This is a genomic window from Sphingomonas sp. Marseille-Q8236 (assembly GCF_965112005.1).
Genome location: NZ_CBCOPO010000001.1, coordinates 1,796,267 through 1,821,071, shown reverse-complemented (window position 1 = coordinate 1,821,071; position 24,805 = coordinate 1,796,267). Strand labels below are relative to the sequence as shown.

Below are 24,805 nucleotides of genomic sequence, written 5' to 3'. Positions count from 1 at the left end.
ATCGCCTTGATCGCGCCGCGCCGCCGGACCGAGCGCCATCATTTGGGCGCACTATGCGACTAGGCCGAGATCACCGATCCAGCGTGACAAGGGCCGCCAAATGCCCGGACGCGGGAGACGGGCCGGGGATGTGCAAAGCGTGATGACCAAGTCGATGAATGCCGGTGCCCGGCGGCGGGCGTCGAACACAATATGGCCGGAATCGGTCAAGCCGGATCATAGCGTGCCATCGCCTGCCCCCATGGCTATCCGGAGCGATTCGAGGCGAGACGGACAGGTGGCCATGCTGGTTCCCCCGCCCGCCGCCTCGCAGATTCCCGCCGCCGACACAGGCCATAGCCCCCTGCTCCACCGATTCACCCGCCTGTTCGACCCGCTGATCGCCACCCAGTCGCTGGCGTCCAACGATCCGGTGCTCGACGTTCGCGATTTCACCTGGACCGCCGCGCTGCGTCGCGAGTGGGCGGCGATCGCCCGGGAAGCGTTGGCGATTTCGCCCTTCGCCCTGATCCCGCTCTGGCAGCATGGCGAAGCGGTGGAAGAGCATCTGGGGCGATGTCCGCGTACCGCCGCGAGCCTTGGCGCGATTCCCGGCCTGTACGATGCGGCCTTCGCCACGCTGACGCCCGGAGCGCATCTGGGCGCACGGCGCGGGGCGACCAAGGGGCTGATCACCTGTCACCTCGGGCTGGCCGTGCCGCGCGACGGCGGGGCGCGGATTCGGATTCGCGATCGCATCCTTCGCTGGGCCGAGGGCGAGACGCTGATCTTCGACGACAGCTTCGATCATGAAATCTGGAACGAGGCCGGCGGGCAGCGAATCGTCCTGCGCATCCGCTTCGCCCGCCCGCTCAAGCGGCCGGGGCAGTGGGTGGCGGGCACGGTGCTGCGGCTGTTGCGCGGGCGGATCTAGGGTCAGGACTCGTTGATCACAGCCAGAAGATGACGGTGGCAGCGAGGGTGACGGCGGCAAAGAAGGCAGTGGGGCAGCGATCGTAGCGGGTAGCGACCCGACGCCAGTCTTTGAGGCGGCCGAACATGATCTCGATGCGGCTGCGGCGCCGGTAGCGGCGCTTGTCGTATTTGACCGGCTCGTTGCGTGATCGCCGGCCCGGGATGCAGGGCTGGATGCCTTTGGCCTGGAGGGCGTCCCTGAACCAGTCGGCGTCGTAGCCGCGGTCGCCGAGCAGCCACTGCGCCTTCGGCATGTCATCCAGCAGCGCTGCCGCGCCGGTGTAGTCGCTGACCTGGCCCGCGGTCATGAAAAAGCTTAAGGGGCGCCCGTTTGCATCGGCGACGGCATGTAGCTTGGTATTCATACCGCCTTTGGTGCGGCCGATCAGGCGGCCAAGATCCCCTTTTTTACCCGCAGGCTTGATGCCGTGCGGTGCGCCTTCAGATAGGTTGCGTCGATCATGACCGTCTGCGGCTCGGCGCCAGCTGCAGCCAGACCTTCCATCATTCGCGTGAACACGCCGGCCTCGCCCCAACGCTTCCACCGATTGTACAGCGTCTTGTGGGGGCCATACTCGCTAGGCGCATCTCGCCAGCGAAGCCCGTTGCGATTGACGAATACGATGCCGCTCAGCACCCGCCGGTCGTCCACCCTCGGCTTGCCATGGCTCTTGGGAAAGAAGGGCCGCAGCCGCTCCATCTGCTCGTCCGTCAGCCAAAACAGGTCACTCATCTCGGTCTCCTTGCGGAGCCTGAATCAGATCGCGACGCTCACATCAATGGGTCCTGACCCTAGGCGAGGCATCATGCCGAGAGGGATTTGCGCGCTCGCGGCCATCCCCGCAAAGGCACAGGTTGCGGCGGGGAAACGCATCCTTTCCCCGCTCGCGCTTGATCCCCGCCGCCGCCCGCGCCACATGAGGGCCATGCTGATCGAGACCGAACTGACGCCCAACCCGGCGACGCTGAAATTCCTGCCCGGCCGCAAGGTGATGGACAGCGGCACCCGCGACTTCGCCTCGCCCGAGGAAGCCGCCGCCAGCCCGCTGGCCGAGGCGATCTTCAACTTGGGCGATGTGACGGGCGTGTTCTTCGGCCGCGACTTCGTCTCGGTGACGATCGCACCGGGCACCGAATGGTCGGATGTGAAGCCCGATGTGCTGGGTATCCTGCTCGATCATTTCTCGGCGCAGATGCCGCTGTTCAAACAGGGCGCGGCCGATTTCGCGGTGCCGGGCGAGGAAGAGGCGTTTGCCGACGATCCCGAGGATGCCGACATCGTCGCGCAGATTCGCGAACTGATCGACACGCGCGTTCGGCCCGCAGTGGCGAATGACGGTGGCGACATCGTCTATCGCGGTTTCGACAAGGGCAAGGTGTTCCTCAAGATGCAGGGCGCGTGCGCCGGCTGCCCCTCCTCGACTGCGACGTTGAAGAATGGCATCGAGCAGTTGCTGCGCCATTATGTCCCTGAAGTCACCGAAGTGAGAGCCGTCTGATGGATCCGATCGACGACGCCAGCCTGGACCGGCTGTTCCGCGAGGGCCGGACCTTCAACCATTATCTCGACAAGCCGGTCGGCGAGGACGAGATCCGGGCGCTCTGGGATCTGATGAAGATGCCCCCGACTTCGACCAACCAGAGCCCCGCGCGGATGGTCTGGTGCCTGAGCCAGGAGGCGAAGGACAGGCTGGCCGATTGCGCCACCGGCAGCAATCCGGACAAGATCCGCGCCGCGCCCGCCGCCGTGGTCATCGGCATGGACGTAAATTTCCACGAAAACCTGCCGCAGCTTTTCCCGCATGTCGATGCCAAGAGCTGGTTCGACGGCAATACCGAGTTGCGCGAGGCCTCGGCCTTCCGCAACAGCTCGCTTCAGGGCGCCTATCTGATCCTGGCCGCGCGCGCGCTGGGGCTGGACACCGGCGCGATGTCGGGCTTCGATCAGGGCGCGGTGGACAAGGCGTTCTTCGCCGATCAGCCGGGCGTGCGGTCCAACTTCATCGCCACCCTGGGCTATGGCGACCGCGAGACCCTGCACCCGCGCAATCCACGCCTGGCGTTCGAACAAGCCAACCGCATCGTCTGATCCCCATCTTGCGCACGCTGGTCATCGACACCGCCACCGCCGCCTGCTCGGTCGCCCTTCTGGACGGCGCGCGGGTGATCGCCCGCGCGCATGACGTGGTCGGGCGCGGCCATGCCGAAAAGCTGGTGCCGATGATCGCCGGCCTGCCGGACGGCGGGCGGGCGGAACGCATATTGGTCGATTGCGGGCCGGGCAGCTTCACCGGCATTCGCGTCGGCATTGCCGCTGCGCGCGGGTTGGCGCTGGGATGGGGCGTCAAAGCATCGGGCTATCATTCGCTGGCGCTGGTCGCGGCGGCCTTCTTCGCGACCGCCGACGACGATGGCGTCTCGGTCGTGCTGGAAGGTGGACATGGCGAGGTGTTCGTACAGGCCTTTGCGCGCGACCTGACGCCCCTCACCCCCTTCGCGTCGATGAAGCCCGATGCGGCGCTGGCGTCGCTCGATGGGCGGGCCGCCGTCGGCAACGGCGTTCGCTGGCTGACCGCATTGCAACCCGATCTGCGAGTGACAGAGATGTTGCCCGATGCGGCGGAGGCGTGGCGTTTGCCCGATTCGCTGATCGATCTGCCCCCCCGCCCCGTCTATGGCCGTGCGCCCGACGCCAAGCTGCCCGGCGGGATCACCCCGCCGGGCCTTGCCGCCTGATGGCAAGCATCAGCCTGACACTGCGCGACGGCGATGCGCGCGATGCCGGGGTGATCGAACAGGTCATGGCCGCCGCCTTCGACCCGATCTGGGGAGAGGCCTGGACCCGCGCGCAATTGCTGGGCGTGATGACGATGCCGGGCATCCATCTGCTGATCGCGGAGGCGGGCGGCGAGGCGGCCGGTTTCGCATTGACCCGGTCGGTGATGGACGAGGCGGAGTTGCTGCTGCTCGGGGTCGCACCCGATTATCGCCGCAACGGAATCGCCAGCGCCCTGGTCGAGATGGTCGTCGCCGACTGCGCCGCGCGCGGGGTCGTCACCCTGCATCTGGAGGTCCGCGCGAACAATCCCGCCGTGCTGTTCTACACCGCGCACGGCTTTGCCAAGTGCGGGGAACGGCGCAATTATTACAAGGGCGCAGACGGGCGGCACTATGACGCCCATACCTATACCCGCGCCATCGGCTGACCCGATTACAGTTTCCGGGTTATTGCGAGTCGCTATCCCCTTTTCGCAACAAGGCTTTGCGCGTACATAGGGGACGAACACCCGGAGTTGAACGTTACCATGGCCCGCAAAATCGATCTCGAAGCGCTGTGCGCACAAAAGGGACTGCGCATCACCGAACAGCGCCGCGTGATCGCCCGCGTCCTGTCGGAGGCAGAGGACCATCCCGATGTGGAAAAGGTCTATGAGCGCGCCGCCAAGATCGATCCAGGCATTTCGATCGCGACCGTCTATCGCACCGTCCGCCTGTTCGAAGAGGCAGGCATCCTCGACCGTCACGATTTCGGCGACGGCCGTGCGCGCTACGAACCCTCGCCCGAGGCGCATCACGACCATCTGATCGATGTCGAGACGGGCCGGGTGATCGAGTTCGTCGACCCGGAACTGGAGTTGCTGCAAAAGGCGATCGCGGAGAAGCTGGGCTTCCGCCTGGTCGATCACCGGATGGAGCTTTACGGCGTCAGCCTCGACCGCAAGGGATGATGGCGGCGATCGCCTCGTCCGACGAAGTCGACAGCAAAGGCGGCCTGCGTGCAGCGGGCCGCCTTTCGTGCATTATCGGCGCGCTGCTGGTCGCACTGACATTGCACGGAATATGGCGCGCGGTCGGGCGCCGCTCGCCATGGCCGCGCCGGTTCCTGCGGCGGGTGGCGATCATCCTGGGCGCGGATATTCGGATCGTCGGCCGCCCGCTGACCCGCGATGCGGTGATCGTGGCCAACCATCTCAGCTGGTTCGACATCCTCCTGCTCGCCGGTACGGCGGGCGCGCGCTTCGTCGCGAAGGCGGAAGTGGCGGCGCTGCCGCTGATCGGCTGGCTGGCGGGGCTGAACCGCACCCTGTTCGTCGAGCGCGGCGACCGGCTGGGCGTCAGCGATCAGGTGGCGACGATCCGCGCGGCACTGGCCGAGGGACAGCCGCTGGCGATCTTTCCCGAAGGCACGACAGGGGACGACCTTAGCCTCCTGCCCTTCAAGCCCGCATTGTTCGCCGCGCTGGTTCCTCCGATCCCCGGCATCCGGGTGCAACCGGTCAGGATCGACTATGGCGCGGCGTCCGGCGATCTGGCGTGGCTCGGCACCGACCCAGGCGATGCCCATGCCAAGCGCGTGCTGCGTCGGGCGGGGCGGTTCAGGGTGACGCTCCACTATCTCGATCCGTTCGATCCCGCCGACTTTCCCGATCGCAAGGCCATGGCAGCCGAGGCGCGGGCGCGGATCGCCGCGTCCTGACATCGCTCCCCTGAATTTGGCCGTCGGCACGAATAGGATGCCGCGATAGGATCGGGTCATTCCTTCGGGGGGTGGACCATGTTCAGGACGATCGTCGTTGCCGCCAGCCTGTTCGCCGCGAGCGCGGCCGTTGCACAGACGGGCAATCCCTGCCCCGACGGCACACAACCCGCGACGATCCGCCACAGCAAGATCAAGCCCGGCCAATGGGCGACCTTCGCCAAGGCGGTCGCGGCACACAATGGCTGGTATGCCAGCCATAACGAACCGACCCGCACGGCCCTGGTCCGCGTCCTGACCAAGGGGGCCAGCGGCCCGGTGGCCAGCGATGCGGAAGCGGTGACCATCACCCGCTATGGCGCGACCAAATCCACCGCGACACGCGACGCGGCCTATTCGGCCTTTACCGATCTCTATCGCCAGAGCAGCGACATGGCGGACGAAACCCGCGTCTGCCTGCCCGCCTCCCCGTGATCCGTCATCCCGGCGAATGCGGGGATCTCTGACGAACTGGCCGGTCGCCGGAGGCCCAGAGCTTCGCCGGAGCGATGGCGTGGGGCGACAGCCGACGCTGGCGAGGGCGTGTGATTTGCGATAAGGGGCGCGTCATGCCCGCATCCCCCAAGACCTTTCACGTCAAGTCCTTCGGCTGCCAGATGAACGTCTATGATGGCGAACGCATGGCCGAGTTGATGGCCGCGCAGGGCCTATCCGCGACCGACGATGCCGCCGCCGCCGATCTGGTGGTGCTGAATACCTGCCACATCCGCGAAAAGGCGACCGAGAAAGTCTATTCGGATATCGGCCGCCTGCGAAAGGATGCGGGCGAACAGGGCCGCAAGCCGATGATCGCGGTGGCCGGTTGCGTCGCACAGGCCGAGGGGGCGGAAATCGTTCGTCGCGCCAAGGTGGACGTGGTGGTGGGCCCGCAAGCCTATCACAATCTGCCCGAACTGGTCGCCAAGGCGGCGGCGGGCGAGGCCGCGCTCGACACCGACATGCCGTTCGAGTCGAAATTCGTCCATTTGCCCGGCCGCCGCAAGGTCGGCCCATCCGCCTTTCTGACCGTGCAGGAAGGATGCGACAAATTCTGCACCTATTGCGTGGTGCCCTATACGCGCGGGGCGGAGGTCAGCCGCTCCTATTCGGCGATCATGGACGAGGCGCGCGCGCTGGTCGATGCGGGTGCGCGCGAGATCACGCTGCTGGGCCAGAACGTCAATGCCTGGAACGACGCCTACGATCGCGGCCTGCACGGCCTGATCCGCGAGATGGACCGGATTCCGGGGCTGCACCGCATCCGCTACACGACCAGCCATCCCAATGACATGACGCAGGGGCTGATCGACGCGCATCGCGACGTCGAGAGCCTGATGCCCTTCCTCCACCTGCCGGTCCAGTCGGGCAGCGACCGCATCCTGAAGGCGATGAACCGCCAGCATACGCGCGACAGCTATATGCGGGTGATCGACCGCGTGCGCGCGGCGCGGCCCGACATTGCGCTGTCCGGCGATTTCATCGTCGGCTTCCCCGGCGAGACCGAGGCCGAATTCGCCGACACGCTGAGCTTGGTCGATGCGATGGGCCATGCCCAGGCGTTCAGCTTCAAATATTCGCCCCGACCCGGCACCCCCGCCGCGACCATGGCCGATCAGGTGCCCGCCGAGGTGATGGACGACCGGCTCCAGCGTCTCCAGGCCGCGCTCAACCGCGACCAGCACGCCTTCAATGCGAATTCGGTCGGCCGCGCTTGCACCGTCCTGATCGAGCGGCGCGGCAAGCTGCCCGGCCAGATGCTGGGCAAGTCGCCCTGGCTGCAGTCGGTCCACCTGATCGGCGACCATCAGATTGGCGATCTGGTCGAGGTCGAACTGGTCGCGGCGGGCCCGAACTCCCTGACCGGACAGGCGAAGGTCAAGGCGGCGGCGTAAGCCGTCCCCCTACCTCCGTTCGGGCTGAGCGAAGTCGAAGCCCAAGATGATTGTTCGCGCGGAGGCGCGGAGATGTCTCGCCCGCTGATGCTTCACTCTGCCCTCGCGACCGGAAGACCTTTTCCACGGCGAATGGCTAACAGGCCGAGATCGCGGCTGGATGCGCACTCTCCGCGCCTCCGCGTCTCCGCGCGAACCAAATCTTCCTGATCGCGCAGAGGCGCAGAGAGCGCGGAGGAAGAAGAGGGTCTGCCGATCGCGAGGGAGCGCCCTTCTTCTCTGTGTCCTCCGCGCCTTTGCGCGCGAAAAACCGTCCCGCCGTCACACCTATGTCATGCAATTTCGCTGGCGTTCCGTGCCCCGCCATCCCATCTTGGTAGGACAACAGACGGTGAAAGGACCGCATGAGCCGCAAGCCCCTCCCCGCCCAGGCCGGTGAACGTAGCCGGGCGGAACTCAGCTTCGACAAGCCGCAAGTGCTGGCGCAGCTGTTCGGCCAATATGACCGCAATCTGGTCGCATTGGAAAATCGATTGGGCGTCTACATCACCGCGCGCGGCAACCGCGTCGGGCTGGAGGGGACCGCCGAGCAGGTCGGCTTGGCCCGCGACGTGCTGAACGACCTTTATGCCCGTATCCAGCGCGGCGAAGAGGTGGACACCGGCCTGGTCGACGCCTCGATCGCGATGGCGTCCGAGCCGACGCTCGACGGCATCCTCAGCGCCGAGCGGACGTCCGCCCCGCCGATCATGATCCGCACGCGCAAGAAGACGATCGTCCCGCGCACGCCCGCCCAGGCGCATTATATGAAGCAGCTCGTGTCCCACGACATGATCTTCGCGCTCGGCCCGGCGGGCACCGGCAAGACCTATGTCGCGGTCGCGCAGGCGGTGGCGCAGCTCATCACCGGCTCCGTCCAGCGGCTGATCCTGTCGCGCCCGGCGGTCGAGGCGGGCGAGCGGCTGGGCTTCCTGCCCGGCGACATGAAGGAGAAGGTCGATCCCTATCTCCGTCCGCTCTACGACGCGCTCTACGACTGCCTGCCCGCCGAGCAGGTGGAGCGGCGGATCGCCAGCGGCGAGATCGAGATCGCGCCCATCGCCTTCATGCGCGGCCGGACGCTGGCCGATGCCTTCGTCATCCTCGACGAGGCGCAGAACACCACTCCTGCGCAGATGAAGATGTTTCTGACCCGCTTCGGCCAGAACAGCCGGATGGTGATCTGCGGCGATCCCAATCAGGTCGACTTGCCCGGCGGCGTCGCGGCCTCGGGGCTGGCGGATGCGGTGCGGCGCCTGGAGGGCGTGGAGGGGATCGCCATGAGCCGCTTCACCGCCGCCGACGTGGTGCGCCATCCCATCGTCGGGCGGATCGTCGATGCCTATGAAGGGCCGAATGCCTAACGGCCTCGTTCCTTTCGTTGGCGTAACGCCGGAACTGTTGATAGGGGGCGGCGATTTACCGTCCGACCGCCCCCGCCGCCCCGAAAGGCCCCGATGATCGAGATTGCGCTGATCCATGAAGAGCCTTGGTCCGGCGACGAAGACCAGTGGACCGCACTCGCCACCCGCGCCGCCCGCGCCGCGATCGAGCGGACTCCGCACGGCCCCCTGCTGACCACGCCCGCGATCATCGAGATTTCGGTCCGGCTGACCAGCGATGACGAGGTCCATTCGCTGAATCGCCAGTATCGGCAAAAGGACAAGCCGACCAACGTCCTGTCCTTTCCGATGGTCCAGCCCGACCTGATCGAGACGGTTACGCAGAATTCGGACGATGGCGAGGTGCTGCTGGGCGACATCGTGCTGGCGTACGGCGTCTGCGTTGCGGAAGCCGAGGAGCGTGGCATTTCACCCGAAACGCATGCGACTCATCTTCTGGTGCATGGCGTGCTGCATCTGCTAGGCTATGACCATATGAACGATGACGATGCAGAGGCGATGGAGGCGATCGAACGCGACGCGCTGTCCAGCCTCGGCATCGACGACCCCTATCTAGTGCGCGAGGACTGACACCCCCCGATGGCCGACGGCCCCAGTAGCAGCACCGGCAACGGTGACTCCAACGAGAACAGTATCTGGCAGGGTCTCAAGACCCTGATTTTCGGCGGCGATCAGGAAGAATCGCTGCGCGACCAGTTGGAAGATGCGATCGACCGGCATGAAGGCGATCCCGGCCCCGATGCCAAGGGCGATCTGACCCCGCTGGAACGGCAGATGGTGCGCAACCTGCTCCATTTCGGTGAGCGCGATGCCGGCGATGTGGGCGTCCCCCGCGCCGACATCACCGCGATCGAGGAGCGGACGACCTTCGACCACCTTGTCCAGATCTTCGCCGAGGCGGGGCATAGCCGCCTGCCCGTCTATCGCGAGACGCTCGACCAGATCATCGGCATGGTTCACATCAAGGATGTGTTCAACATCCTGGCGACCGGTGCCGAGCATCCTGCGAGCATCGACGGGCTGATCCGCGATCCGCTCTATGTGCCCATGTCGCGCGGTGCGCTCGATCTGCTGGCCGATATGCGGCAGAAGCGGGTCCATCTGGCGGTGGTACTCGACGAATATTCCGGGACCGAGGGCTTGGTCACGATCGAGGATCTGATCGAGGAGATCGTCGGAGAGATCGAGGACGAGCATGACGACGCGCCGCAGGCGCTGCTCGTACCGCTCGACGGCGGTGCCTGGGACGCCGATGCGCGCGTCAGCCTGGAGGAAGTCGGCCGCGCGGTCGATCCGGCGCTGGAAGAGGCGGAGGACGATGTCGACACGCTGGGCGGCCTGACCGCCGTACTGGCGGGCCAGGTGCCCGAGGTCGGCACCTGCATCGACCATCCCAGCGGCTGGCGGATCGAGGTGACCGAGGCGGACGAGCGCCGCATTCACCGGCTGAGGCTGCATCCGGCGATGGCGGCGGAAGTCGAGTGACCGGAACTCAGGCGGGATGACGTCGTCCGCGCCTATGCGGCGGTGAACCAGGAGGCTGCCTCACATAGGCCCCCGCCGCCCGACTGCTCGCAATGATGAAGCGGGGGACGGTCGGCGATGGTGTGCCGATCCGACGATTGCCCGATAGGGGTGGAGGTGGCTGGCCTTATGCGGACCACCTCCAGCGAGTTTGGATCAGTCGCCCGAACCCTCGCGCCGAAAGGCCGTCATCCCGGAAAATCCGGTATAGCCCGAACCGGCGCAACGTAATGCCGTCTCTTCCTGGACGCATTCCTCATAGCTGGAATGCCGCGTATCGAGCCGAGGACGGCCCTGCACGTCATAGCCAGAGCAGCGGATTCGGATTTCCTGCTCGCAGGTCGGCATCGCCTGGGCGGGCTGCGGCGCCGTCAGCACACCAAGGACGGCGATCGTTCCGAACACGGGAATGAATGTCGGTAGCTTCCTCGTGCCATGTCTCCTTCCTGACCCGAATAGGCGAGACGCAGGATGCGCCAGCGAAGCAGGCACCAGCAATGAGGGATGGCTCCGTTTCGACACTATCGCGCCTGTGCCAAATCACGCAATCGATCACACTGGCCATCCTAATGCATTAGCGCGGCACAACGAGGCACGATATCGGCGAACGCAGGGCATGGAAGCCGCCCCGGAGCATCGCGAAGCTTTCCGGAGTGTTCCTCGCCTACAGAATTGCCAGTTTCCCGTATCGATGGCGCGAATAAACTCCCTGACATTCGCGCCATTGAAGGCCGCCGGTGCGCTCCCCTGTGGCACCGGCGGCCGCCATATTCAGGCGGCGGGAAGCAGAGAATCCACGCCGCGCACCGCCACGACCCAGCGATAAAAGGCGTCCGTCAGCGCATAACGAAAATAGAGCGGCTCGACATTGATCCGCTCGGGATTGCCCAGGCAATGTTTGGCCCGGTCGAGGATGCGATAGACATATTGGGTCTGTAGCGCCGCATCGCCGTGTGCATGGACCATCCGCGTGGTTTCGTCCGGCTCCGCACGAACCAGACATTGCGTGGCCTGCGCCCGGATTTTCTCGTCGGAATAAGCAAAGAGCAACCGCGCCTTCTCGCGTGCCTCCATACGGGCGATCGCCGCCGGATCATCGACCTCCGGCGCGGTCAGGGCCGCGTCGGGTGCGAATCGCGCAATGGCTGCCTCCAACAGCGCGCCCCGGTCATAATTGCTGCGGCACACGGGCAGGCCCGTGACGGTATAGACCTGCCAGCAGCTCGCCAGACTGGGTGGTGGCGGCAAGGGCGGTGACGGCATGTCGGGCCAGCAGGCCTGATTGGCCCGAATGAAGCTGTCCATGGCCAACAGAGTCGTCGGCCTGTTGAGCGGGCCGTCTATCGCTCGGCGCAGGATTTTTGGCGGGAAGAAAGGGGCACAGCGGATGAACATCTGCGCCTTTTCATCAAGCGTGCGGTTGACGATCCGGTCGCTCTCCACCGTGATACCCGGCGGCGGCGGTGCCTTGATGCTCGGCAGCCTATCGCCCTGGACGACGACATCCCGTCCCAGCGATCCCTTGGACGTGTCACGATCCTGTGCCTCTGCCGGATTTGTCGACGCCACCAACGAGATGATCGCGATCCGCCAGCCCCATCGGCCCGCCGTCTTCCTCATGCGCATGTCATGCCCTCCCAAGCCTTCCCAACGCACGTCGTAGAATGACGGAAATATCGTTTCGGTGCCAGAGCGGGATTTGGGCAGCCCCCCCTTCCCCCGTCGCCGCGATCCGCCTAGTTTCGCCCCATGCGCAAACATGTCCTGATCCTGCTCGGCATCTTCATCCTGGTCGGCGTGGCCGTCTTCGCCTGGCTCGCCTGGCCCGATACCGCGCGGTTGAGCGTCGATCAGGTCGCGGGCCGCCAGCCGACGATCCAGGCTCCGCGTGAGCAGGTCATCCCGACCGTCAACATCGCCAAGCCGGTGGGCTGGGCGAACGGGGCGAAGCCGACGGTGGCGCAGGGGCTGACCATCCGGTCCTTCGCCACCGGGCTCGATCATCCGCGCTGGCTGTACGAGCTGCCCAATGGCGATGTGCTGGTGGCCGAGACCAACTCGCCGCCCCGCCCCAATGCCGGGATCGTGCAACGGGTGATGAACTTCTTCCTCGGTCGGGCGGGCGCGGCGGTGCCGTCGGCCAACCGGATCACGCTGCTGCGCGACACCAATGGCGACGGGGTCGCGGATCTGAAGACCCCGTTCATGACCGGGCTCAATTCGCCGTTCGGCATGGTGTTGTTCGACGGGCAACTATACGTCGCCGATACCGATGCTCTGGTCCGTGTCCCCTATCGCGACGGCGAGACGAAGATTTCCGTGAAGCCCGAGAAGGTCGTACCGCTCAATCCGGCGGGCAATCACTGGGCGCGCAACGTCATCGCATCGGGCGATGGGCGGACGCTGTTCGTCTCGGTCGGCTCATCGAGCAATGTCGCCGAGAACGGCATGGACGCGGAGAAATACCGCGCCGCCATCCTGCAGGTCTGGCCCAAGGACAAGAATTGGCGCATCTATGCGGCGGGTCTCCGCAACCCGACCGGCATGGCGATCAATCCCGGCAACGACCGCTTGTGGACCGTCGTCAACGAGCGGGACATGCTCGGCTCCGATCTGGCGCCCGACTATCTGACCCAGGTGGAGTTCGGCGATCACTTCGGCTGGCCCTGGTACTATTGGGGCGGCTATCCCGACACGCGGGTCGAGCCTTCCAATCCCCCGCTTCAGCAATATGTGAAGCGCCCCGATTATGCGCTGGGACCGCATGTCGCGGCGCTGGGCCTGACCTTCTCGAAGGGCGCCAGGCTGGGCGACCGGTTCGCCAAGGGTGCGTTCATCGGCGAGCATGGCTCGTGGAACCGCAAGCCTGCCTCGGGCTACAAGGTGGTATTCGTGCCGTTCGGTGCGAACAACTTCCCCGTGGCCAATGCCAAGCCGGTCGAGGTGGTCGGCGGCTTTCTCAACGCCAAGGGCGAGGCGCAGGGCCGGCCGGTCGGCGTGATCGTCGACAAGACCGGCGGCCTGCTGGTCGCGGACGATGTCGGCAATGTCGTGTGGAAGGTCAGCGCGGCACGGTAATTGGGGGGCGGCCCTGCCCCCCTCTTCACCGGGTCAGGCCGGCTTGACCTTCAGAAGAGCCAGACCGAAACCCACGAAGATCGCGCCCGTCATGCGGTTGAACGCCCGCTTCACCGCCGGCTTGTTCAGATAGCGCGACAGCGAATGACCGCCGAGCGCATAGACGGCGTACCAAAAGGCCTCGATCACCGCGAAGGTGCCGACCAGGATCGCGAATTGCGGCATCTGGGCTTTGGCGGGATTGACGAACTGCGGCAGGAAAGCGACCGCGAACAGGATCAGCTTGGGATTGCTGATCCCGATCAGGAAACCGCCACGAAGGACGGCGAGGTGCGAGAGGCCGGGCGCGATCGATCCGTCACCGACATCGACCGGCGCGACATCCGCCCGCCAAGCCTTCACCCCCAGGAACAGCAGATAGGCAACGCCCGCATAGCGGATCACCTCGAACGCGCCGGGTAGCGCCAGCAGCAATGTCGTCAGACCGGCGGCGGACGCGGCAAGGACGATCACCACCGCACTCAGGCATCCGGCCATGGCGGCCATACTGCGCCGGAACCCCATATCGACCGACCGGGTCATGACGTGCAGCATATTGGGACCGGGCGTCCCCGACGCCAGAAACACCGCCCCGACGAAGAGCCACCATGTGTGAAGTGCCATATTCCCCCCTTATCGAATCGACGGGAGGACGAATCCCCCGTCACTTCAAGAGTTTCGGCGCCTCCGCGCGGATCACCGCCTCCAGCTGGCTGGAAAAGAGCGCCAGAAACCCTGGCAGATTTACCACAGCATGGACTTTGTCATCAAATATGGTCGCCTCCGCACCGATCGACTGGCCCATCGCGCCGACGGTGAAGTGCATCGTGTCGCCGTCCCAACGATGCTCCACCGTCGCGCCGCCGGGGATCAGCTTGCCGATCTTGCCGATCCCGCCGTCCAGGCGTTCGCGTACCGCCGCCTTGCCGAGCTTGTGCGGGATATCGAGCGAAATGGGGGCGCTCATGCGGTCATCTCCGTGGCAAAAAGCATCGCGTCGTCGGCAAAGGCCTTGAACTCCAGCGCATTGCCGCTGGGGTCGCGAAAGAACATCGTCGCCTGCTCGCCCGGCAGCCCCTTGAAGCGGACATAGGGCGCGATGCCGAAGGGCACGCCCGCCGCTTCCACGCGCGCGGCCAGCGCATCCCAGTCGGGCATGGTCAGCACGACGCCGAAGTGCGGCACCGGCACCTGATGGCCGTCCACCGCATTCTCGACCGCAACCGGCTTGGCGCCGGGGTCGAGATGGGCGACGATCTGATGCCCGAACAGGTCGAAGTCGATCCAGTGGTCGCTCGACCGGCCTTCGGGGCAGCCCATGACCTCACCATAGAAATGGCGGGCGGCGGCCAGATCGTGGACCGGGAAAGCGAGGTGGAAAGGGCGAAGGGTCATGAGGGGAAGCTAGGGTGGTGGGGCAGGTTTTTCCACCCAAACTTCCTCGCCTTGCAGGAGAGGAATAGCTGCGATCCCGCATTGCCCCTGTCACAGTGGCTTGCCATAGCCTGTCGCCGTGACCCGCTATCCCGCTCTTGTCGCCCTGATCGCCGGGGCCGTTGCCGCCTGCGGCTTTGCGCCGCTCGACCTCTGGCCGCTGCTCGTCGCCGGGCTGATCCTGCTGCTGGCTCTCGTCCATGACGCGCGCAACATCCGTTCGGCGCTATGGCGCGGATGGGTGTTCGGGGTCGGGCATTTCACGGTCAACAACAACTGGTTCCAGCACGCCTTCGACTTTCAGGACAAGATGCCGCCGGTGCTGGGCTATTTCGCGGCGGTGGGATTGGCGCTCTATCTCGCGGTCTTCCCGATGGCGGCGGCGGGCGTTGCATGGCGGTTGCGGGGGAAGCGGCCGGATACGCCGTACGTCCTGATCTTCGGAGCCGCCTGGATCGCGACCGAATATCTCCGCGCGCGGCTGTTCACCGGCTATGCCTGGGATCCATTGGGGGTGGCGTGGCTGCCCGTCATCGGCGTGGCGCGGATGAGCGCCTTTGTCGGCACCTATGCGCTGTCGGGGCTGACCGTGGTGCTGGCGGGGGCGATCTGGCTGGCGCTTCGGCGGCGCTGGCATCTCGCCGCAATCATGGTCCCCGCGACCGGGCTCGCCGCCCTCTCCGCCCCCCTGACCCGCGCACCCGAGCCGAGCCCGGATGCGCCCTTGGTCCGCGTCGTACAGCCCAATATCAGCCAGGATCAGCGCGGGCAGAGCGACGGGCCGCTGCTCCTCGAACGGCTGGTGCAATTGTCGGGGCGTCCCGGCCCCCGCCCCCGGCTGGTCGTCTGGCCCGAAGGCGTGGTCCGCGACATGATCGAGGACGGCTATCCCGAATGGGCCTATTTCGGGTTCAACTATGCCCCGCCCTTCTGGACCCGCCGCCAGATCGCACGCGTCCTGGGGCCGCGCGACACCGCGCTGGTCGGCGGCACCGCGCTTTATTTCTCGCCAGATCGCGCGCGCGTGACGAGTGCGACCAACAGCGTCTTTGCAATCTCGCCAACTGCGCGGATCACCGGTCGGTACGACAAGGCGCATCTGGTTCCCTATGGCGAGTATCTGCCCATGCCCTGGCTGCTCAAGCCGCTCGGCCTGGCGCGACTCGTTCCCGGCGATATGGATTTCACCCCCGGCCCCGGCCCGCGCAACTTGCGCGTCGCGGGCTTCGGCCCGGTCGGGGTGCAGCTCTGCTACGAGATCATCTTTTCCGGCCAGGTGGTCGATGAGGCGCATCGCCCGCGCCTGCTCTTCAATCCCTCCAACGACGCCTGGTTCGGCCGCTGGGGCCCGCCCCAGCATCTGGCGCAGGCGCGGATGCGCGCGATCGAGGAAGGATTGCCGATCATCCGCGCGACGCCCACCGGCATCTCCGCCATCATCGCCGCCGATGGCCGCCTGATCGCGACCGTGCCCCACGAAACGGCGGGCGCAGCCGAGGCCCCCCTGCCCGCCGCGTTGCCGCCGACGCTCTTCTCGCGGATCGGCAACATGCTGGCGCTGGCCATCGCCATGGGTCTGGCAGCGATCGGCGTTGCCATTCGCCGCCGCGCTCGCTAGAGGACATATAAAGCTATCTTTATATCGTTATGAGGACGGGAATGCGGAACTCGTACATCTTCACCTCGGAATCGGTTTCCGAAGGTCACCCCGACAAGGTCGCCGACCAGATCAGCGACGCGATCGTCGACCTGTTCCTGTCCAAGGACTCCGAAGCGCGCATCGCGTGCGAGACGCTGACCACCACCAACAAGGTCGTGCTGGCGGGCGAAATCCGCTGCAAGGGCGTGTTCGAGAACGACCAGTGGGCCGAGGGCGCACTGGAAGAGATCGAGCAGACCGTTCGCGATACCGTCAAGCGGATCGGCTATGAGCAGTCGGGCTTCCACTGGGAGAATTTCGACTTTTCGAACAATCTGCACGCCCAGTCGGCACACATCGCGATGGGCGTGGACGAGAGCGGCAACAAGGACGAAGGCGCCGGCGACCAGGGCATCATGTTCGGTTACGCGACCGACGAGACCCCGGGCCTGATGCCTGCCACCCTCTATTACAGCCACAAGATCCTGGAAAAGATGGCGGCCGACCGCCACTCGGGCGCGGCCCCCTTCCTGGAGCCCGACGCCAAGAGCCAGGTGACGCTGCAGTATGAAAACGGCGTGCCGGTCCGCGCGACCGCGATCGTCGTGTCGACCCAGCATTCGGCCGAGCTGTCGAACGAGGCGGGCCAGGCCAAGCTTCGCGACTATGTGAAGTCGGTCCTGACCGAAATCCTGCCCGAAGGCTGGCTGCCCGACGACAAGCAGATCTACGTCAACCCGACCGGCCTGTTCGAAATCGGCGGCCCGGACGGTGACGCCGGCCTGACCGGCCGCAAGATCATCGTCGACACCTATGGCGGCGCGGCTCCGCATGGCGGCGGCGCGTTCAGCGGCAAGGACCCGACCAAGGTCGACCGCTCGGCCGCCTATGTCGCGCGCTATCTCGCCAAGAACGTCGTCGCGGCGGGCCTGGCCAAGCGCTGCACCATCCAGCTGTCCTACGCGATCGGCGTCGCCGAGCCGCTGTCGGTCTATGTCGACCTGCACGGCACCGGCACCGTCGAGGAAGCCAAGCTGGAAGCCGCGCTTCCCAAGCTGGTCCGCCTGACGCCCAAGGGCATTCGCGAGCACCTGAAGCTCAATGCGCCGATCTATTCCAAGACCGCGGCCTATGGTCATTTCGGCCGCGAAGCCGAAGGCGCGCTGTTCACCTGGGAAAAGACCGATCTGGTCGACCGGATCAAGGGCGCCGTCGCCTGATCCGATCACCAAGGAATGACGCGAAAGGGGAGCTTCGGCTCCCCTTTTTCATGGCTGGTCCGGCGTCTCGCCCTGCACCTGGCCATGCGCCAGCAGCGTGAACAGCCCCGCTCCGCCGACCAGATTGCCGAGGATTGCCGGGAGCATCAGCCCGAACACGGCCTGTTCGATCGTGATCTTCCCGATGAACAGCAGCAGGAAGGTCTCGTCCGCGCCGACGATCGAATGGCTGAACCCGGCGATGGCAATGACATAGGTGATCGCCAGAATGATCCAGAAGGCCTGGTTCCGGCCATTGGGCAGGATCCAGGCAACCACCGCGATCAGGAAACCGGCGGGGATGGCGTTGATGAACGTCTGCCACCCGTTCAGGTCCAGAACGCCCGCCGACACCGCGATCATCGCCTCGCGAATCTCCGGATTTCCCAATGCCCCGCCCGCCACCATCCCGGCGGCGAGCGCGGTGCCGATCAGATTGGCGAAGAGCACGATCCCCCATAACCGCAGCGTCCGCTGCAACGCCCAGCCCGATGGCCTGGTCACCAGCGGCAGCATCGCAGTGATGGTACTTTCAGTGAACAATTGCATCCGGCCCAGGATCACCACCAGAAAGCCGACAGGATAGCCGAGCGACGCCACCAATTCGCGCCACGGTGCCTCGGGCAATCCGGCATGCAGCGCGCCCTCCGCGATCAGCGAACTGTGGATCGCGACGCCCGCTGCCAGCCCCGACCAGAACAGTGCGCCCGCGGGGCGATCGAGTTCGCTCTCCCCCGCCTCGCGCACCGCACGGTGGAGATCCTTGGCATCGGCGGCTTTCTGCGCCTTGCCCTCGGCTTTGCTGTCATCCTGATCCATTCCCAGCCAGCAACGCGCGCGCACGGTCTTGGCTCCCGCCCCCTCCCCGCGCTAAGGGCGCGCGATGAACGATCCGACGACGATCCGCCGCCTCTATGGCCGGCGACAGGGCCATAAGCTGCGCCAAGGTCAGGCCGCGCTGGTCGAGGACATGCTGCCCACCCTCAGCGTGCCCGAGGACGGCCCGCTCGATGCGATGCGGCTGTTCGGGGACGATCGACCGCTACAGGTCGAGATCGGCTTCGGCGCGGGCGAGCATCTGGCGGGTCAGGCCGAGGCGACACCCGGCACCGGCTTTATCGGCTGCGAGCCGTTCCTGAACGGTGTGGTCGGCGCGCTGGGCCATATCCGCGACCGCGACCTGTCCAATGTCCGCCTGCACATGGGCGACGCGCTGGAGGTGATCGAGCGACTGCCCGATGCCAGCCTCGACCGCGTATACTTGCTCCATCCCGATCCCTGGCCCAAGGCGCGCCATGCGAAGCGGCGGATGATGAACCACGGCCCGCTCGACACCATTGCCCGCAAGCTCAAGAGCGGCGGCGAGTTCCGGCTGGGCACCGACGACCCGACCTATTGTCACTGGTCGATGATGATCATGAACGCGAGGGCCGATTTCGAATGGCAGGCGAAAAGCCCCCGCGATTTCCTGACCCGCCCCGCCGACTGGCCCGAGACCCGATACGAACGCAAGGCGCGGCGCCAGGGGCATGAGGTGTGGTATTTCCGGTATATCCGGCAGTGATCCACGATCCCCACTGGCGGTGGCGAGGTCGTCTATAGCCGGACCGTCATGCATCGCTGGTCCGTGCGGTTTGTCGCAACGAGATCGGGTGTGACCGGCACGGGGGTCAGGTCACGCCGGGTCAATTCGTCCAGGATCGCGGTGCGATCGCCATTGTCGGGCGCGGTGCTGACCATTTGGAATGCGGCCAGCAGGGTCTCGTCGTCCATGAACTCGATCAGGTCGGGGTCTAGCATCGGGTCCATCGCTTTCCTCCCTTCTATTATTCTGCATCAATAACAAGCGGATCGCGGACAGGTTGCCAAGCGGAATATGTCGGGATGAGACGCTGGACCCGATCGCCCCTGGCCGGCAAAGGCCATGCGGCTATAGACGGCGCGACGATCCGGAGAGCGGTAAGAATGGTGGATGACAGCTGGGGCGTGACCCCGCCCAAGGGCGGTTTGCGCATCCGTACGAACGACAGTCTGGAGGATCGCGCCGCCGCGCGGGCGCGGGCTCGCGAAGCAAGAGCCGGGGATCGGGCGTCGGCAATGACGGCGCGGATCGAGGCGCGGGCCGCCTTTCGCGAGCGCGAGACGGCAGCACGCGAGGCCGATCGTACGGCACGGCGCGAAGCCGAAATGGTCGCCGCCGCGAAAGACCCGCATGCCGTTGCCGCCAAGCGCCATCGCACCTCCGGCCGCAAGGATGTGGTTCGCGAACAGCGCGATACGCGCGGCTATGCCACGGTGGTCGATGAGGGGCGGATTCGCGAACTTGCCAAGCGCGGCGCATCGCTATCCGGACTGGCCGGAGCGTTCGGCATTACCGAAGACGCGATTCAGGACATATTGGCATCGGAGGCATAGGCTCCGTCCCCCGCGCGAGAATGGTCGCGGAGATCGGCGTTCCGATCCCGTTACGCACCCCATCGAAGGTCAGGATTCAGCCAGAGCGCCGTGGAGCTATTACCGAAGCTTGCCCGACTGGATTTCCGCCTTCACCCGGATTGTGTGGGGGCAACGATCTTTGCACTAAGAGGCACCCGGCCTAACGCCTTGCTTACCGAATTGCGCTAAGCCCCCTATTCGATGGCCGATATTCCGCCCCCTTCCGTGCGCCCGTCGCGTCCCGCCTCCGCCGTCAGTGCGGGCGTCGGGCTGGCGGGGCTGGTCGGGTCGGTCGCCTGGATCGGCTTTGCCCGGTGGCGCCATCTGGACGGGCCTTATGCCGCCCTCGTCCACCTGGTGTGCGCGGGGGTGCCGATGCTGCTCTGGTCGATCCTGATCGACCGGGTCCATCGATCGCCCACGACGGGGATCGACTGGGCCCATCCACGCCCTGCCCGCGAGACGCTGGACATCAGCCTGACCAAGCTGGCCGGGCTGTGGGCGACCTTCGGATTGATCGCGCTGATCTACGCCACGGGGCGCTTCTATTGGCAGGGCATTTTTCTGTTCGCGATGAGTTGCCTGGCCTGGGCGGCGCCGGCCCTGTTCCTGCTGTCCATTCCCTATGTGCTGTGGCTCGACCGGCGGCTGGTCGAGCCCAGGGATGGCGCATGGATGCTGGGCGCGTGGTTGACCGGACAGCCCGGTGTCGAGCGCGAGGCGATCTGGGCGCATTTGCGTGCCTGGGGGGTGAAGGCCTTCTTTCTCCCCTTCATGCTGGGGGTGGTGCCCGGTGGGTTCGGGATGTTCGTGCGCGGCGACCTCGGCACCGTGCTGCACGATCCAGTGGCTTTGGCAAATTGGCTGATCACGCTGATGTTCCTGATCGACGTGGCGTTCGCGACGGTCGGCTATATGCTGACGATGCGACCGCTCGATGCGCATATCCGGTCGGCCAATCCTTATGCGGCGGCGTGGGCGGCGGCGCTGATCTGTTACCCACCGACGATTCTGATGGGCGATGGCGGCCCGCTCAACTATCGACCGGGGACTGCCGAATGGAGCTATTGGTTCGCGGGACATCCGATCATCCTTTCGGCGATCGGGACGATGCTGGTCGCGTTGACCGCCATCTATGCCTGGTCGACGGTGGCGTTCGGGATACGCTTTTCCAACCTGACGCACCGGGGCATCCTGACCCACGGGCCTTATGCGGTGTCGCGGCATCCCGCCTATCTGTCGAAGAATATCTTCTGGTGGATCGCGACCATTCCGATCCTGTCGACGGGCAGCTGGATGGATGCGGGCCGCAGCAGCTTGCTGCTCGGGGTGGTCAACGGGGTCTATTATTGGCGTGCGAAGACGGAGGAGCGGCATTTGTCCGCTGATCCGGCCTATCGGGACTATTCGGACTGGATGGCGCGCTACGGATTGGTGCCGCGGTTTTTTCGGTGGGTATCGGGGCGGGGGTAAGCCTTTGGCCTTCGACTTCGGCGCTTAGCGCATCAGTCGAAGGCCACGCCCCCGCACTTCGTCAGAAGCTGGCCTCGTCATAGACTCGCGAAATATCCCCACCCCATTCGCCATGATAATGGTCGAGCAGCACCTGGGCCGGCACCTTGCCCGACCGCACGATCTCGCGCAGCGGATCGAGGAAGCCGGTCTCGTTATCCCCGGCCCCGTTCAGCCGCGCCCGCGCCGCCAGGCCCGCATGGGCGATGTCGAGAACTTCCCCCGCAATGTCGCGCAGGCGTCCGCCGCCCGGCAGCGGGGCGTCGAGCGCCAGTTCGGGCACCGCATCGCGCAGCGCCTGCCGCTCGTCCAGCGACCAGCCCTTGACCAGATCCCAGGCGGCATCCAGCGCCGCGTCGTCATAGAGCAACCCGACCCAGAGCGCGGGCAGCGCGCAGATGCGGTTCCACGGGCCACCATCGGCGCCGCGCATTTCCAGGAAGGTCTTGAGCCGCACCTCGGGAAAGGCGGTCGACAGATGGTCGTTCCAGTCGTCGATCGTCGGCAATTCGCCCGGCAGGACCGACAATTCGCCCTTCAGGAAATCACGGAACGACAACCCGGCGGCATCAATATATTTGCCGTCGCGGTAGACAAAGTACATCGGCACATCGAGCGCATAGTCGGCGTAACGCTCATAGCCGAACCCGTCCTCGAACACGAAGGGGAGCATGCCGGTGCGCGCGGGGTCGGTGTCCGACCAGATATGGCTACGGAAGGACAGCTTGCCGTTGGGCTTCCCTTCCGTGAAGGGCGAGTTGGCGAACAGCGCAGTCGCCAGCGGCTGCAGCGCCAGGCCGACACGGAATTTCTTCACCATGTCCGCTTCCGATGCATAATCCAGGTTCACCTGGATCGTCGAGGTCCGCAGCATCATGTCGAGCCCCAGCGAGCCCACGCGCGGCATGTGCCGCAGCATGATCGCATAGCGGCCCTTGGGCATGATCGGCAGTTCGGCACGCGTCTTGTCCGGCCACATGCCCAGCCCCAGGAAACCCAGGCCCAGCTTCTCGCCCGCCGCCTTCACCTGTTGCAGGTGACGGCCCGTCTCGGCACAGGTCTGGTGCAGATTGTCGAGCGGTGCACCCGACAGCTCGAACTGCCCGGCGGGCTCCAGGCTGATCGAGCCGTCCGCTCCGTTCAGCGCGATGACGTTGCCGCCCTCTAACACCGGCGTCCAGCCATATTGCTCCAACTCGCCGAGCAGCGTGCGAATTCCCGAAGCCTCGTCATAGGAGGGCGCGTGATGATCGCCCCGCGCATAGACGAACTTCTCATGCTCGGTCCCGATCCGCCAGCGGTCGCGGGGCTTCTCCCCCTTCGCGAAGCTGGCGATCAGTTGGTCGCGCGACTCGATGATGGCGCCCTTGGCGGTGCTCGCGGTCTTGGTGCTCATGAACCGCGCCTTACGCGGGCGCGCGCGTCCGCGCCATAGGGTGAATCAACGCCAGTCGCCCGCAGCCGCCATCCAGAGCGACACCGCCGCCGCCGCTGCCGTATCCGCGCGCAGGATACGCGGGCCCAGGCCGATGCCGACCGCCTGTTCATGCGCCCGGATCGCCTCGCGCTCCTCGGTGTCGAAGCCACCCTCCGGCCCGATCAGGATCGCCGCCGGCCCCTGATGCGCGCGCATCGCGTCGAGAGCGGGCACACCGCCATTCTCGTCCGCGAAGAACAGTGCGCGCTCGGGCGGCCAGTCGCGCAGCAGCGCGGGCAGCTTCACCGGCTCGGCCACCTCCGGCAAGGCCGTCCGCCCGCATTGCTCGGCCGCCTCGATCATATGGGCACGAAGCCGATCGGTATTGGGCTTGTCCACCACGGTGCGCCGCGTAACCACCGGCACCAGCCGCGCCACGCCCAGTTCGCATGCCTTTTCCGCCAGCCAGTCGACACGGCCCTTCTTCAACGGCGCGGCGCAAAGCCACAGGTCCGGCACCGCCTCGCGCTCGCGCAGGCATTCGGTCACGTCCAGCGTCAGGTCGCGCTTGCCCACCGAGCCCGCGATGCCCAGCCATTCGCCGGTACGGTCGTCGAACAGCTTGACCGGATCGCCGACCTTGGTCCGCATCACCGAGATCAGATAATGCGCCGCCGGGCCATCGATGCGGATCGCCCCCTCCGCCAAAGGCTGATCGACGAACAGACGGGGCGTGGATTGCGGCGGCCAGGCGGGGGTAGCGGGCATGGGCTCCGCTTACACGGGTTGCGGGGCGCTTGCCACTTTTGCCGTCTCGGGTGTTTTGCCTCCCGAAAGGACGGATGATGGGCAAACATTATCAGGAAGAGCTGGAGGCGCTGCAACTGGCGCTGGTCCGCACGCAGATGGCGATGGCGGAATCGGACGAACGGGTCGTGATCCTGCTGGAAGGACGCGACGGGGCCGGCAAGGACGGGACGATCAAGCGCATCACCGAGCATCTCTCGGTCCGCGCCACCCGTGTCGTGGCGCTGCCCAAGCCCTCCGATCGCGAGCGGACGCAATGGTATTTCCAGCGCTATGCCGGCCATCTGCCCGCGGCGGGCGAGATCGTGATCTTCAACCGCAGCTGGTATAACCGGGCGGGCGTCGAGGTGGTCATGGGCTTCTCCACCGCGACCGAGCAGGAGGCGTTCCTGCGCGACGCCCCCGATTTCGAGCGAATGCTGGTCGAAAGCGGCATCCGGCTGGTCAAGATCTGGCTCGACATCGGCAAGGGCGAACAGGAAAAGCGGCTGGAGGCGCGGCGCACCGATCCGCTAAAGGCGCTCAAGGTCTCCGACATGGACAAGGTCGCGCAGGCCAAATGGGCCGATTATTCGGCGGCGCGCGACACGATGCTGACGCGCACGCATACCCCCTATGCACCGTGGCATATCGTCCGCGCCGACGACAAGAAGGACGCGCGGATCGCGATCATCCGCCACATCCTCCACCGCATCGCGCCGCCGGAAATCGCGGCGGGCGTCAAACTGCCCGATCCCGACCTGCTCTTTCCGTTCGAGCTGGCGGCGCTGGAGGATGGACGGCTGGCGAAATAGGGGCGACGTTCAGCCTTTCTTGACCATGTCCGGGCCATAGCGTCGGCGTGTCATGGCACCGG

The 24,805-nt window shown here is 66.0% G+C and carries 29 protein-coding genes; 19 read left to right on the top strand and 10 right to left on the bottom strand.

The annotated features are described in order from the left end of the window. The first annotated feature begins 283 nt into the window (after nucleotides 1-283). Nucleotides 284-913, top strand: a complete 630-nt coding sequence (locus ACWPWT_RS08650) for an aspartyl/asparaginyl beta-hydroxylase domain-containing protein (protein WP_454279339.1) — start codon at nucleotides 284-286, stop codon at nucleotides 911-913. Between the two features lie 16 nt (nucleotides 914-929). Here the strand turns inward: ACWPWT_RS08650 and ACWPWT_RS08645 are convergent. Next, nucleotides 930-1,687 (bottom strand): IS5 family transposase gene (locus tag ACWPWT_RS08645; RefSeq protein ID WP_454278138.1). Its coding sequence is split into 2 segments (ribosomal slippage): nucleotides 930-1,354 and nucleotides 1,354-1,687, totalling 759 coding nucleotides; the frame shifts between segments, so codons are not numbered across the junction. A gap of 193 nt (nucleotides 1,688-1,880) precedes the next feature. On the opposite strand from ACWPWT_RS08645, the gene ACWPWT_RS08640 reads away from it, so the two are divergent. The 11 genes from ACWPWT_RS08640 to ACWPWT_RS08590 all read left to right on the top strand — a co-directional run bounded on the left by ACWPWT_RS08640 (nucleotide 1,881) and on the right by ACWPWT_RS08590 (nucleotide 10,289). Beyond that, nucleotides 1,881-2,453, top strand: a complete 573-nt coding sequence (locus ACWPWT_RS08640) for a NifU family protein (protein WP_261269317.1) — start codon at nucleotides 1,881-1,883, stop codon at nucleotides 2,451-2,453. Then, nucleotides 2,453-3,043, top strand: coding sequence for a malonic semialdehyde reductase (locus ACWPWT_RS08635; RefSeq protein ID WP_454279338.1), 591 nt, complete (start codon nucleotides 2,453-2,455; stop codon nucleotides 3,041-3,043). The genes ACWPWT_RS08640 and ACWPWT_RS08635 overlap by 1 nt, the downstream gene beginning before the upstream one ends. Before the next feature lie 8 nt (nucleotides 3,044-3,051). Continuing rightward, on the top strand, nucleotides 3,052-3,690 hold the full coding sequence (tsaB, locus tag ACWPWT_RS08630; RefSeq protein WP_454279337.1) for a tRNA (adenosine(37)-N6)-threonylcarbamoyltransferase complex dimerization subunit type 1 TsaB: 639 nt from the start codon (nucleotides 3,052-3,054) through the stop codon (nucleotides 3,688-3,690). Then, entirely contained in the window at nucleotides 3,690-4,160 is a 471-nt protein-coding gene (locus ACWPWT_RS08625; RefSeq protein WP_261269320.1) for a GNAT family N-acetyltransferase, read from the top strand. Before tsaB ends, ACWPWT_RS08625 begins: the two co-directional genes overlap by 1 nt. A 99-nt stretch (nucleotides 4,161-4,259) precedes the next feature. Next, nucleotides 4,260-4,682, top strand: a complete 423-nt coding sequence (locus tag ACWPWT_RS08620; protein WP_261269321.1) for a Fur family transcriptional regulator — start codon at nucleotides 4,260-4,262, stop codon at nucleotides 4,680-4,682. Then, a complete protein-coding gene (locus ACWPWT_RS08615; protein WP_454279336.1) occupies nucleotides 4,682-5,431 on the top strand; it encodes a lysophospholipid acyltransferase family protein in 750 nt (249 codons plus the stop codon). Before ACWPWT_RS08620 ends, ACWPWT_RS08615 begins: the two co-directional genes overlap by 1 nt. A gap of 78 nt (nucleotides 5,432-5,509) precedes the next feature. Next, nucleotides 5,510-5,905 carry a hypothetical protein gene (locus ACWPWT_RS08610; RefSeq protein ID WP_454279335.1) on the top strand — a complete coding sequence of 132 codons (396 nt, stop codon included), beginning with the start codon at nucleotides 5,510-5,512 and terminating at the stop codon, nucleotides 5,903-5,905. A gap of 134 nt (nucleotides 5,906-6,039) precedes the next feature. Beyond that, nucleotides 6,040-7,362 carry a tRNA (N6-isopentenyl adenosine(37)-C2)-methylthiotransferase MiaB gene (miaB, locus tag ACWPWT_RS08605; RefSeq protein ID WP_454279334.1) on the top strand — a complete coding sequence of 441 codons (1,323 nt, stop codon included), beginning with the start codon at nucleotides 6,040-6,042 and terminating at the stop codon, nucleotides 7,360-7,362. Nucleotides 7,363-7,766: 404 nt separating this feature from the next. After that, nucleotides 7,767-8,765 carry a PhoH family protein gene (locus ACWPWT_RS08600; protein ID WP_454279333.1) on the top strand — a complete coding sequence of 333 codons (999 nt, stop codon included), beginning with the start codon at nucleotides 7,767-7,769 and terminating at the stop codon, nucleotides 8,763-8,765. A 93-nt stretch (nucleotides 8,766-8,858) separates the two neighbouring features. After that, a complete protein-coding gene (gene ybeY / locus ACWPWT_RS08595) occupies nucleotides 8,859-9,374 on the top strand; it encodes an rRNA maturation RNase YbeY (RefSeq protein WP_454279332.1) in 516 nt (171 codons plus the stop codon). Nucleotides 9,375-9,383: 9 nt separating this feature from the next. Further along, nucleotides 9,384-10,289, top strand: a complete 906-nt coding sequence (locus ACWPWT_RS08590; RefSeq protein WP_454279331.1) for a hemolysin family protein — start codon at nucleotides 9,384-9,386, stop codon at nucleotides 10,287-10,289. Nucleotides 10,290-10,484: 195 nt separating this feature from the next. On the opposite strand, the gene ACWPWT_RS08585 is transcribed toward ACWPWT_RS08590, so the two are convergent. Continuing rightward, nucleotides 10,485-10,733 carry a hypothetical protein gene (locus ACWPWT_RS08585; RefSeq protein ID WP_454279330.1) on the bottom strand — a complete coding sequence of 83 codons (249 nt, stop codon included), beginning with the start codon at nucleotides 10,731-10,733 and terminating at the stop codon, nucleotides 10,485-10,487. Nucleotides 10,734-11,099: 366 nt separating this feature from the next. Next, the gene (locus ACWPWT_RS08580; protein ID WP_454279329.1) at nucleotides 11,100-11,948 is read right to left on the bottom strand and encodes a hypothetical protein; all 849 of its coding nucleotides are present in this window, start codon (nucleotides 11,946-11,948) and stop codon (nucleotides 11,100-11,102) included. A gap of 129 nt (nucleotides 11,949-12,077) precedes the next feature. Here ACWPWT_RS08580 and ACWPWT_RS08575 point away from each other — a divergent pair, with 129 nt between their 5' ends. Then, entirely contained in the window at nucleotides 12,078-13,406 is a 1,329-nt protein-coding gene (locus tag ACWPWT_RS08575) for a PQQ-dependent sugar dehydrogenase (protein ID WP_454279328.1), read from the top strand. A gap of 33 nt (nucleotides 13,407-13,439) precedes the next feature. Here ACWPWT_RS08575 and ACWPWT_RS08570 read toward each other — a convergent pair whose 3' ends face one another. From ACWPWT_RS08570 to ACWPWT_RS08560, 3 genes are read right to left on the bottom strand one after another with little or no spacing between them, the layout of a single operon-like run. After that, the gene (locus ACWPWT_RS08570; RefSeq protein WP_454279327.1) at nucleotides 13,440-14,069 is read right to left on the bottom strand and encodes a LysE family translocator; all 630 of its coding nucleotides are present in this window, start codon (nucleotides 14,067-14,069) and stop codon (nucleotides 13,440-13,442) included. Between the two features lie 40 nt (nucleotides 14,070-14,109). Then, on the bottom strand, nucleotides 14,110-14,412 hold the full coding sequence (locus ACWPWT_RS08565; RefSeq protein ID WP_261269332.1) for a polyhydroxyalkanoic acid system family protein: 303 nt from the start codon (nucleotides 14,410-14,412) through the stop codon (nucleotides 14,110-14,112). Continuing rightward, complete coding sequence (locus ACWPWT_RS08560) at nucleotides 14,409-14,840, bottom strand: VOC family protein (RefSeq protein ID WP_454279326.1); 432 nt, start codon at nucleotides 14,838-14,840, stop codon at nucleotides 14,409-14,411. Before ACWPWT_RS08560 ends, ACWPWT_RS08565 begins: the two co-directional genes overlap by 4 nt. 118 nt (nucleotides 14,841-14,958) lie before the next feature. Here ACWPWT_RS08560 and lnt point away from each other — a divergent pair, with 118 nt between their 5' ends. After that, on the top strand, nucleotides 14,959-16,497 hold the full coding sequence (lnt, locus tag ACWPWT_RS08555) for an apolipoprotein N-acyltransferase (RefSeq protein ID WP_454279325.1): 1,539 nt from the start codon (nucleotides 14,959-14,961) through the stop codon (nucleotides 16,495-16,497). A gap of 41 nt (nucleotides 16,498-16,538) precedes the next feature. Continuing rightward, nucleotides 16,539-17,738: a methionine adenosyltransferase gene (metK, locus tag ACWPWT_RS08550; RefSeq protein WP_261269335.1), complete on the top strand. Its 1,200-nt coding sequence runs from the start codon at nucleotides 16,539-16,541 to the stop codon at nucleotides 17,736-17,738. Between the two features lie 48 nt (nucleotides 17,739-17,786). Here the strand turns inward: metK and ACWPWT_RS08545 are convergent, their stop codons facing one another. Next, nucleotides 17,787-18,596 carry a formate/nitrite transporter family protein gene (locus ACWPWT_RS08545; RefSeq protein WP_454279906.1) on the bottom strand — a complete coding sequence of 270 codons (810 nt, stop codon included), beginning with the start codon at nucleotides 18,594-18,596 and terminating at the stop codon, nucleotides 17,787-17,789. Between the two features lie 64 nt (nucleotides 18,597-18,660). Between ACWPWT_RS08545 and trmB the strand changes: the two genes are divergently transcribed. Continuing rightward, on the top strand, nucleotides 18,661-19,341 hold the full coding sequence (gene trmB, locus ACWPWT_RS08540) for a tRNA (guanosine(46)-N7)-methyltransferase TrmB (RefSeq protein WP_454279324.1): 681 nt from the start codon (nucleotides 18,661-18,663) through the stop codon (nucleotides 19,339-19,341). A gap of 32 nt (nucleotides 19,342-19,373) precedes the next feature. On the opposite strand, the gene ACWPWT_RS08535 is transcribed toward trmB, so the two are convergent. Then, nucleotides 19,374-19,586: a hypothetical protein gene (locus ACWPWT_RS08535; RefSeq protein WP_454279323.1), complete on the bottom strand. Its 213-nt coding sequence runs from the start codon at nucleotides 19,584-19,586 to the stop codon at nucleotides 19,374-19,376. A 156-nt stretch (nucleotides 19,587-19,742) separates the two neighbouring features. Here ACWPWT_RS08535 and ACWPWT_RS08530 point away from each other — a divergent pair, with 156 nt between their 5' ends. Together ACWPWT_RS08530 and ACWPWT_RS08525 are read left to right on the top strand one after the other, a co-directional pair. Next, nucleotides 19,743-20,192 (top strand): hypothetical protein, encoded by a 450-nt coding sequence (locus ACWPWT_RS08530; protein ID WP_454279322.1) that lies wholly within the window; start codon nucleotides 19,743-19,745, stop codon nucleotides 20,190-20,192. 222 nt (nucleotides 20,193-20,414) lie between these two features. Next, nucleotides 20,415-21,686, top strand: a complete 1,272-nt coding sequence (locus ACWPWT_RS08525) for a methyltransferase family protein (protein ID WP_454279321.1) — start codon at nucleotides 20,415-20,417, stop codon at nucleotides 21,684-21,686. A gap of 61 nt (nucleotides 21,687-21,747) precedes the next feature. Here ACWPWT_RS08525 and ACWPWT_RS08520 read toward each other — a convergent pair whose 3' ends face one another. Next, nucleotides 21,748-23,121, bottom strand: coding sequence for a glutamate--cysteine ligase (locus ACWPWT_RS08520; RefSeq protein ID WP_454279320.1), 1,374 nt, complete (start codon nucleotides 23,119-23,121; stop codon nucleotides 21,748-21,750). Between the two features lie 45 nt (nucleotides 23,122-23,166). Beyond that, complete coding sequence (locus ACWPWT_RS08515; RefSeq protein WP_454279319.1) at nucleotides 23,167-23,910, bottom strand: 16S rRNA (uracil(1498)-N(3))-methyltransferase; 744 nt, start codon at nucleotides 23,908-23,910, stop codon at nucleotides 23,167-23,169. A gap of 77 nt (nucleotides 23,911-23,987) precedes the next feature. Between ACWPWT_RS08515 and ppk2 the strand changes: the two genes are divergently transcribed. Further along, nucleotides 23,988-24,743 (top strand): polyphosphate kinase 2, encoded by a 756-nt coding sequence (gene ppk2, locus ACWPWT_RS08510; RefSeq protein WP_261269342.1) that lies wholly within the window; start codon nucleotides 23,988-23,990, stop codon nucleotides 24,741-24,743. Nucleotides 24,744-24,805 lie beyond the last annotated feature (62 nt).

What these genes read in the sequence shown, in the direction of transcription:
- ppk2 (WP_261269342.1), top strand. Translation starts at nt 23,988, where the DNA reads ATGGGCAAACATTATCAGGAAGAGCTGGAGGCGCTGCAACTGGCGCTG.
- ACWPWT_RS08620 (WP_261269321.1), top strand. Translation starts at nt 4,260, where the DNA reads ATGGCCCGCAAAATCGATCTCGAAGCGCTGTGCGCACAAAAGGGACTG.
- ACWPWT_RS08535 (WP_454279323.1), bottom strand. Translation starts at nt 19,586, where the DNA reads ATGGACCCGATGCTAGACCCCGACCTGATCGAGTTCATGGACGACGAG.
- miaB (WP_454279334.1), top strand. Translation starts at nt 6,040, where the DNA reads ATGCCCGCATCCCCCAAGACCTTTCACGTCAAGTCCTTCGGCTGCCAG.
- ybeY (WP_454279332.1), top strand. Translation starts at nt 8,859, where the DNA reads ATGATCGAGATTGCGCTGATCCATGAAGAGCCTTGGTCCGGCGACGAA.
- ACWPWT_RS08570 (WP_454279327.1), bottom strand. Translation starts at nt 14,069, where the DNA reads ATGGCACTTCACACATGGTGGCTCTTCGTCGGGGCGGTGTTTCTGGCG.
- ACWPWT_RS08575 (WP_454279328.1), top strand. Translation starts at nt 12,078, where the DNA reads ATGCGCAAACATGTCCTGATCCTGCTCGGCATCTTCATCCTGGTCGGC.
- ACWPWT_RS08530 (WP_454279322.1), top strand. Translation starts at nt 19,743, where the DNA reads ATGGTGGATGACAGCTGGGGCGTGACCCCGCCCAAGGGCGGTTTGCGC.
- ACWPWT_RS08515 (WP_454279319.1), bottom strand. Translation starts at nt 23,910, where the DNA reads ATGCCCGCTACCCCCGCCTGGCCGCCGCAATCCACGCCCCGTCTGTTC.
- ACWPWT_RS08640 (WP_261269317.1), top strand. Translation starts at nt 1,881, where the DNA reads ATGCTGATCGAGACCGAACTGACGCCCAACCCGGCGACGCTGAAATTC.
- ACWPWT_RS08635 (WP_454279338.1), top strand. Translation starts at nt 2,453, where the DNA reads ATGGATCCGATCGACGACGCCAGCCTGGACCGGCTGTTCCGCGAGGGC.
- ACWPWT_RS08560 (WP_454279326.1), bottom strand. Translation starts at nt 14,840, where the DNA reads ATGACCCTTCGCCCTTTCCACCTCGCTTTCCCGGTCCACGATCTGGCC.
- ACWPWT_RS08565 (WP_261269332.1), bottom strand. Translation starts at nt 14,412, where the DNA reads ATGAGCGCCCCCATTTCGCTCGATATCCCGCACAAGCTCGGCAAGGCG.
- trmB (WP_454279324.1), top strand. Translation starts at nt 18,661, where the DNA reads ATGAACGATCCGACGACGATCCGCCGCCTCTATGGCCGGCGACAGGGC.
- ACWPWT_RS08545 (WP_454279906.1), bottom strand. Translation starts at nt 18,596, where the DNA reads ATGGATCAGGATGACAGCAAAGCCGAGGGCAAGGCGCAGAAAGCCGCC.
- ACWPWT_RS08580 (WP_454279329.1), bottom strand. Translation starts at nt 11,948, where the DNA reads ATGAGGAAGACGGCGGGCCGATGGGGCTGGCGGATCGCGATCATCTCG.
- ACWPWT_RS08590 (WP_454279331.1), top strand. Translation starts at nt 9,384, where the DNA reads ATGGCCGACGGCCCCAGTAGCAGCACCGGCAACGGTGACTCCAACGAG.
- ACWPWT_RS08520 (WP_454279320.1), bottom strand. Translation starts at nt 23,121, where the DNA reads ATGAGCACCAAGACCGCGAGCACCGCCAAGGGCGCCATCATCGAGTCG.
- ACWPWT_RS08625 (WP_261269320.1), top strand. Translation starts at nt 3,690, where the DNA reads ATGGCAAGCATCAGCCTGACACTGCGCGACGGCGATGCGCGCGATGCC.
- ACWPWT_RS08650 (WP_454279339.1), top strand. Translation starts at nt 284, where the DNA reads ATGCTGGTTCCCCCGCCCGCCGCCTCGCAGATTCCCGCCGCCGACACA.
- metK (WP_261269335.1), top strand. Translation starts at nt 16,539, where the DNA reads ATGCGGAACTCGTACATCTTCACCTCGGAATCGGTTTCCGAAGGTCAC.
- ACWPWT_RS08615 (WP_454279336.1), top strand. Translation starts at nt 4,682, where the DNA reads ATGGCGGCGATCGCCTCGTCCGACGAAGTCGACAGCAAAGGCGGCCTG.
- ACWPWT_RS08600 (WP_454279333.1), top strand. Translation starts at nt 7,767, where the DNA reads ATGAGCCGCAAGCCCCTCCCCGCCCAGGCCGGTGAACGTAGCCGGGCG.
- ACWPWT_RS08525 (WP_454279321.1), top strand. Translation starts at nt 20,415, where the DNA reads ATGGCCGATATTCCGCCCCCTTCCGTGCGCCCGTCGCGTCCCGCCTCC.
- ACWPWT_RS08610 (WP_454279335.1), top strand. Translation starts at nt 5,510, where the DNA reads ATGTTCAGGACGATCGTCGTTGCCGCCAGCCTGTTCGCCGCGAGCGCG.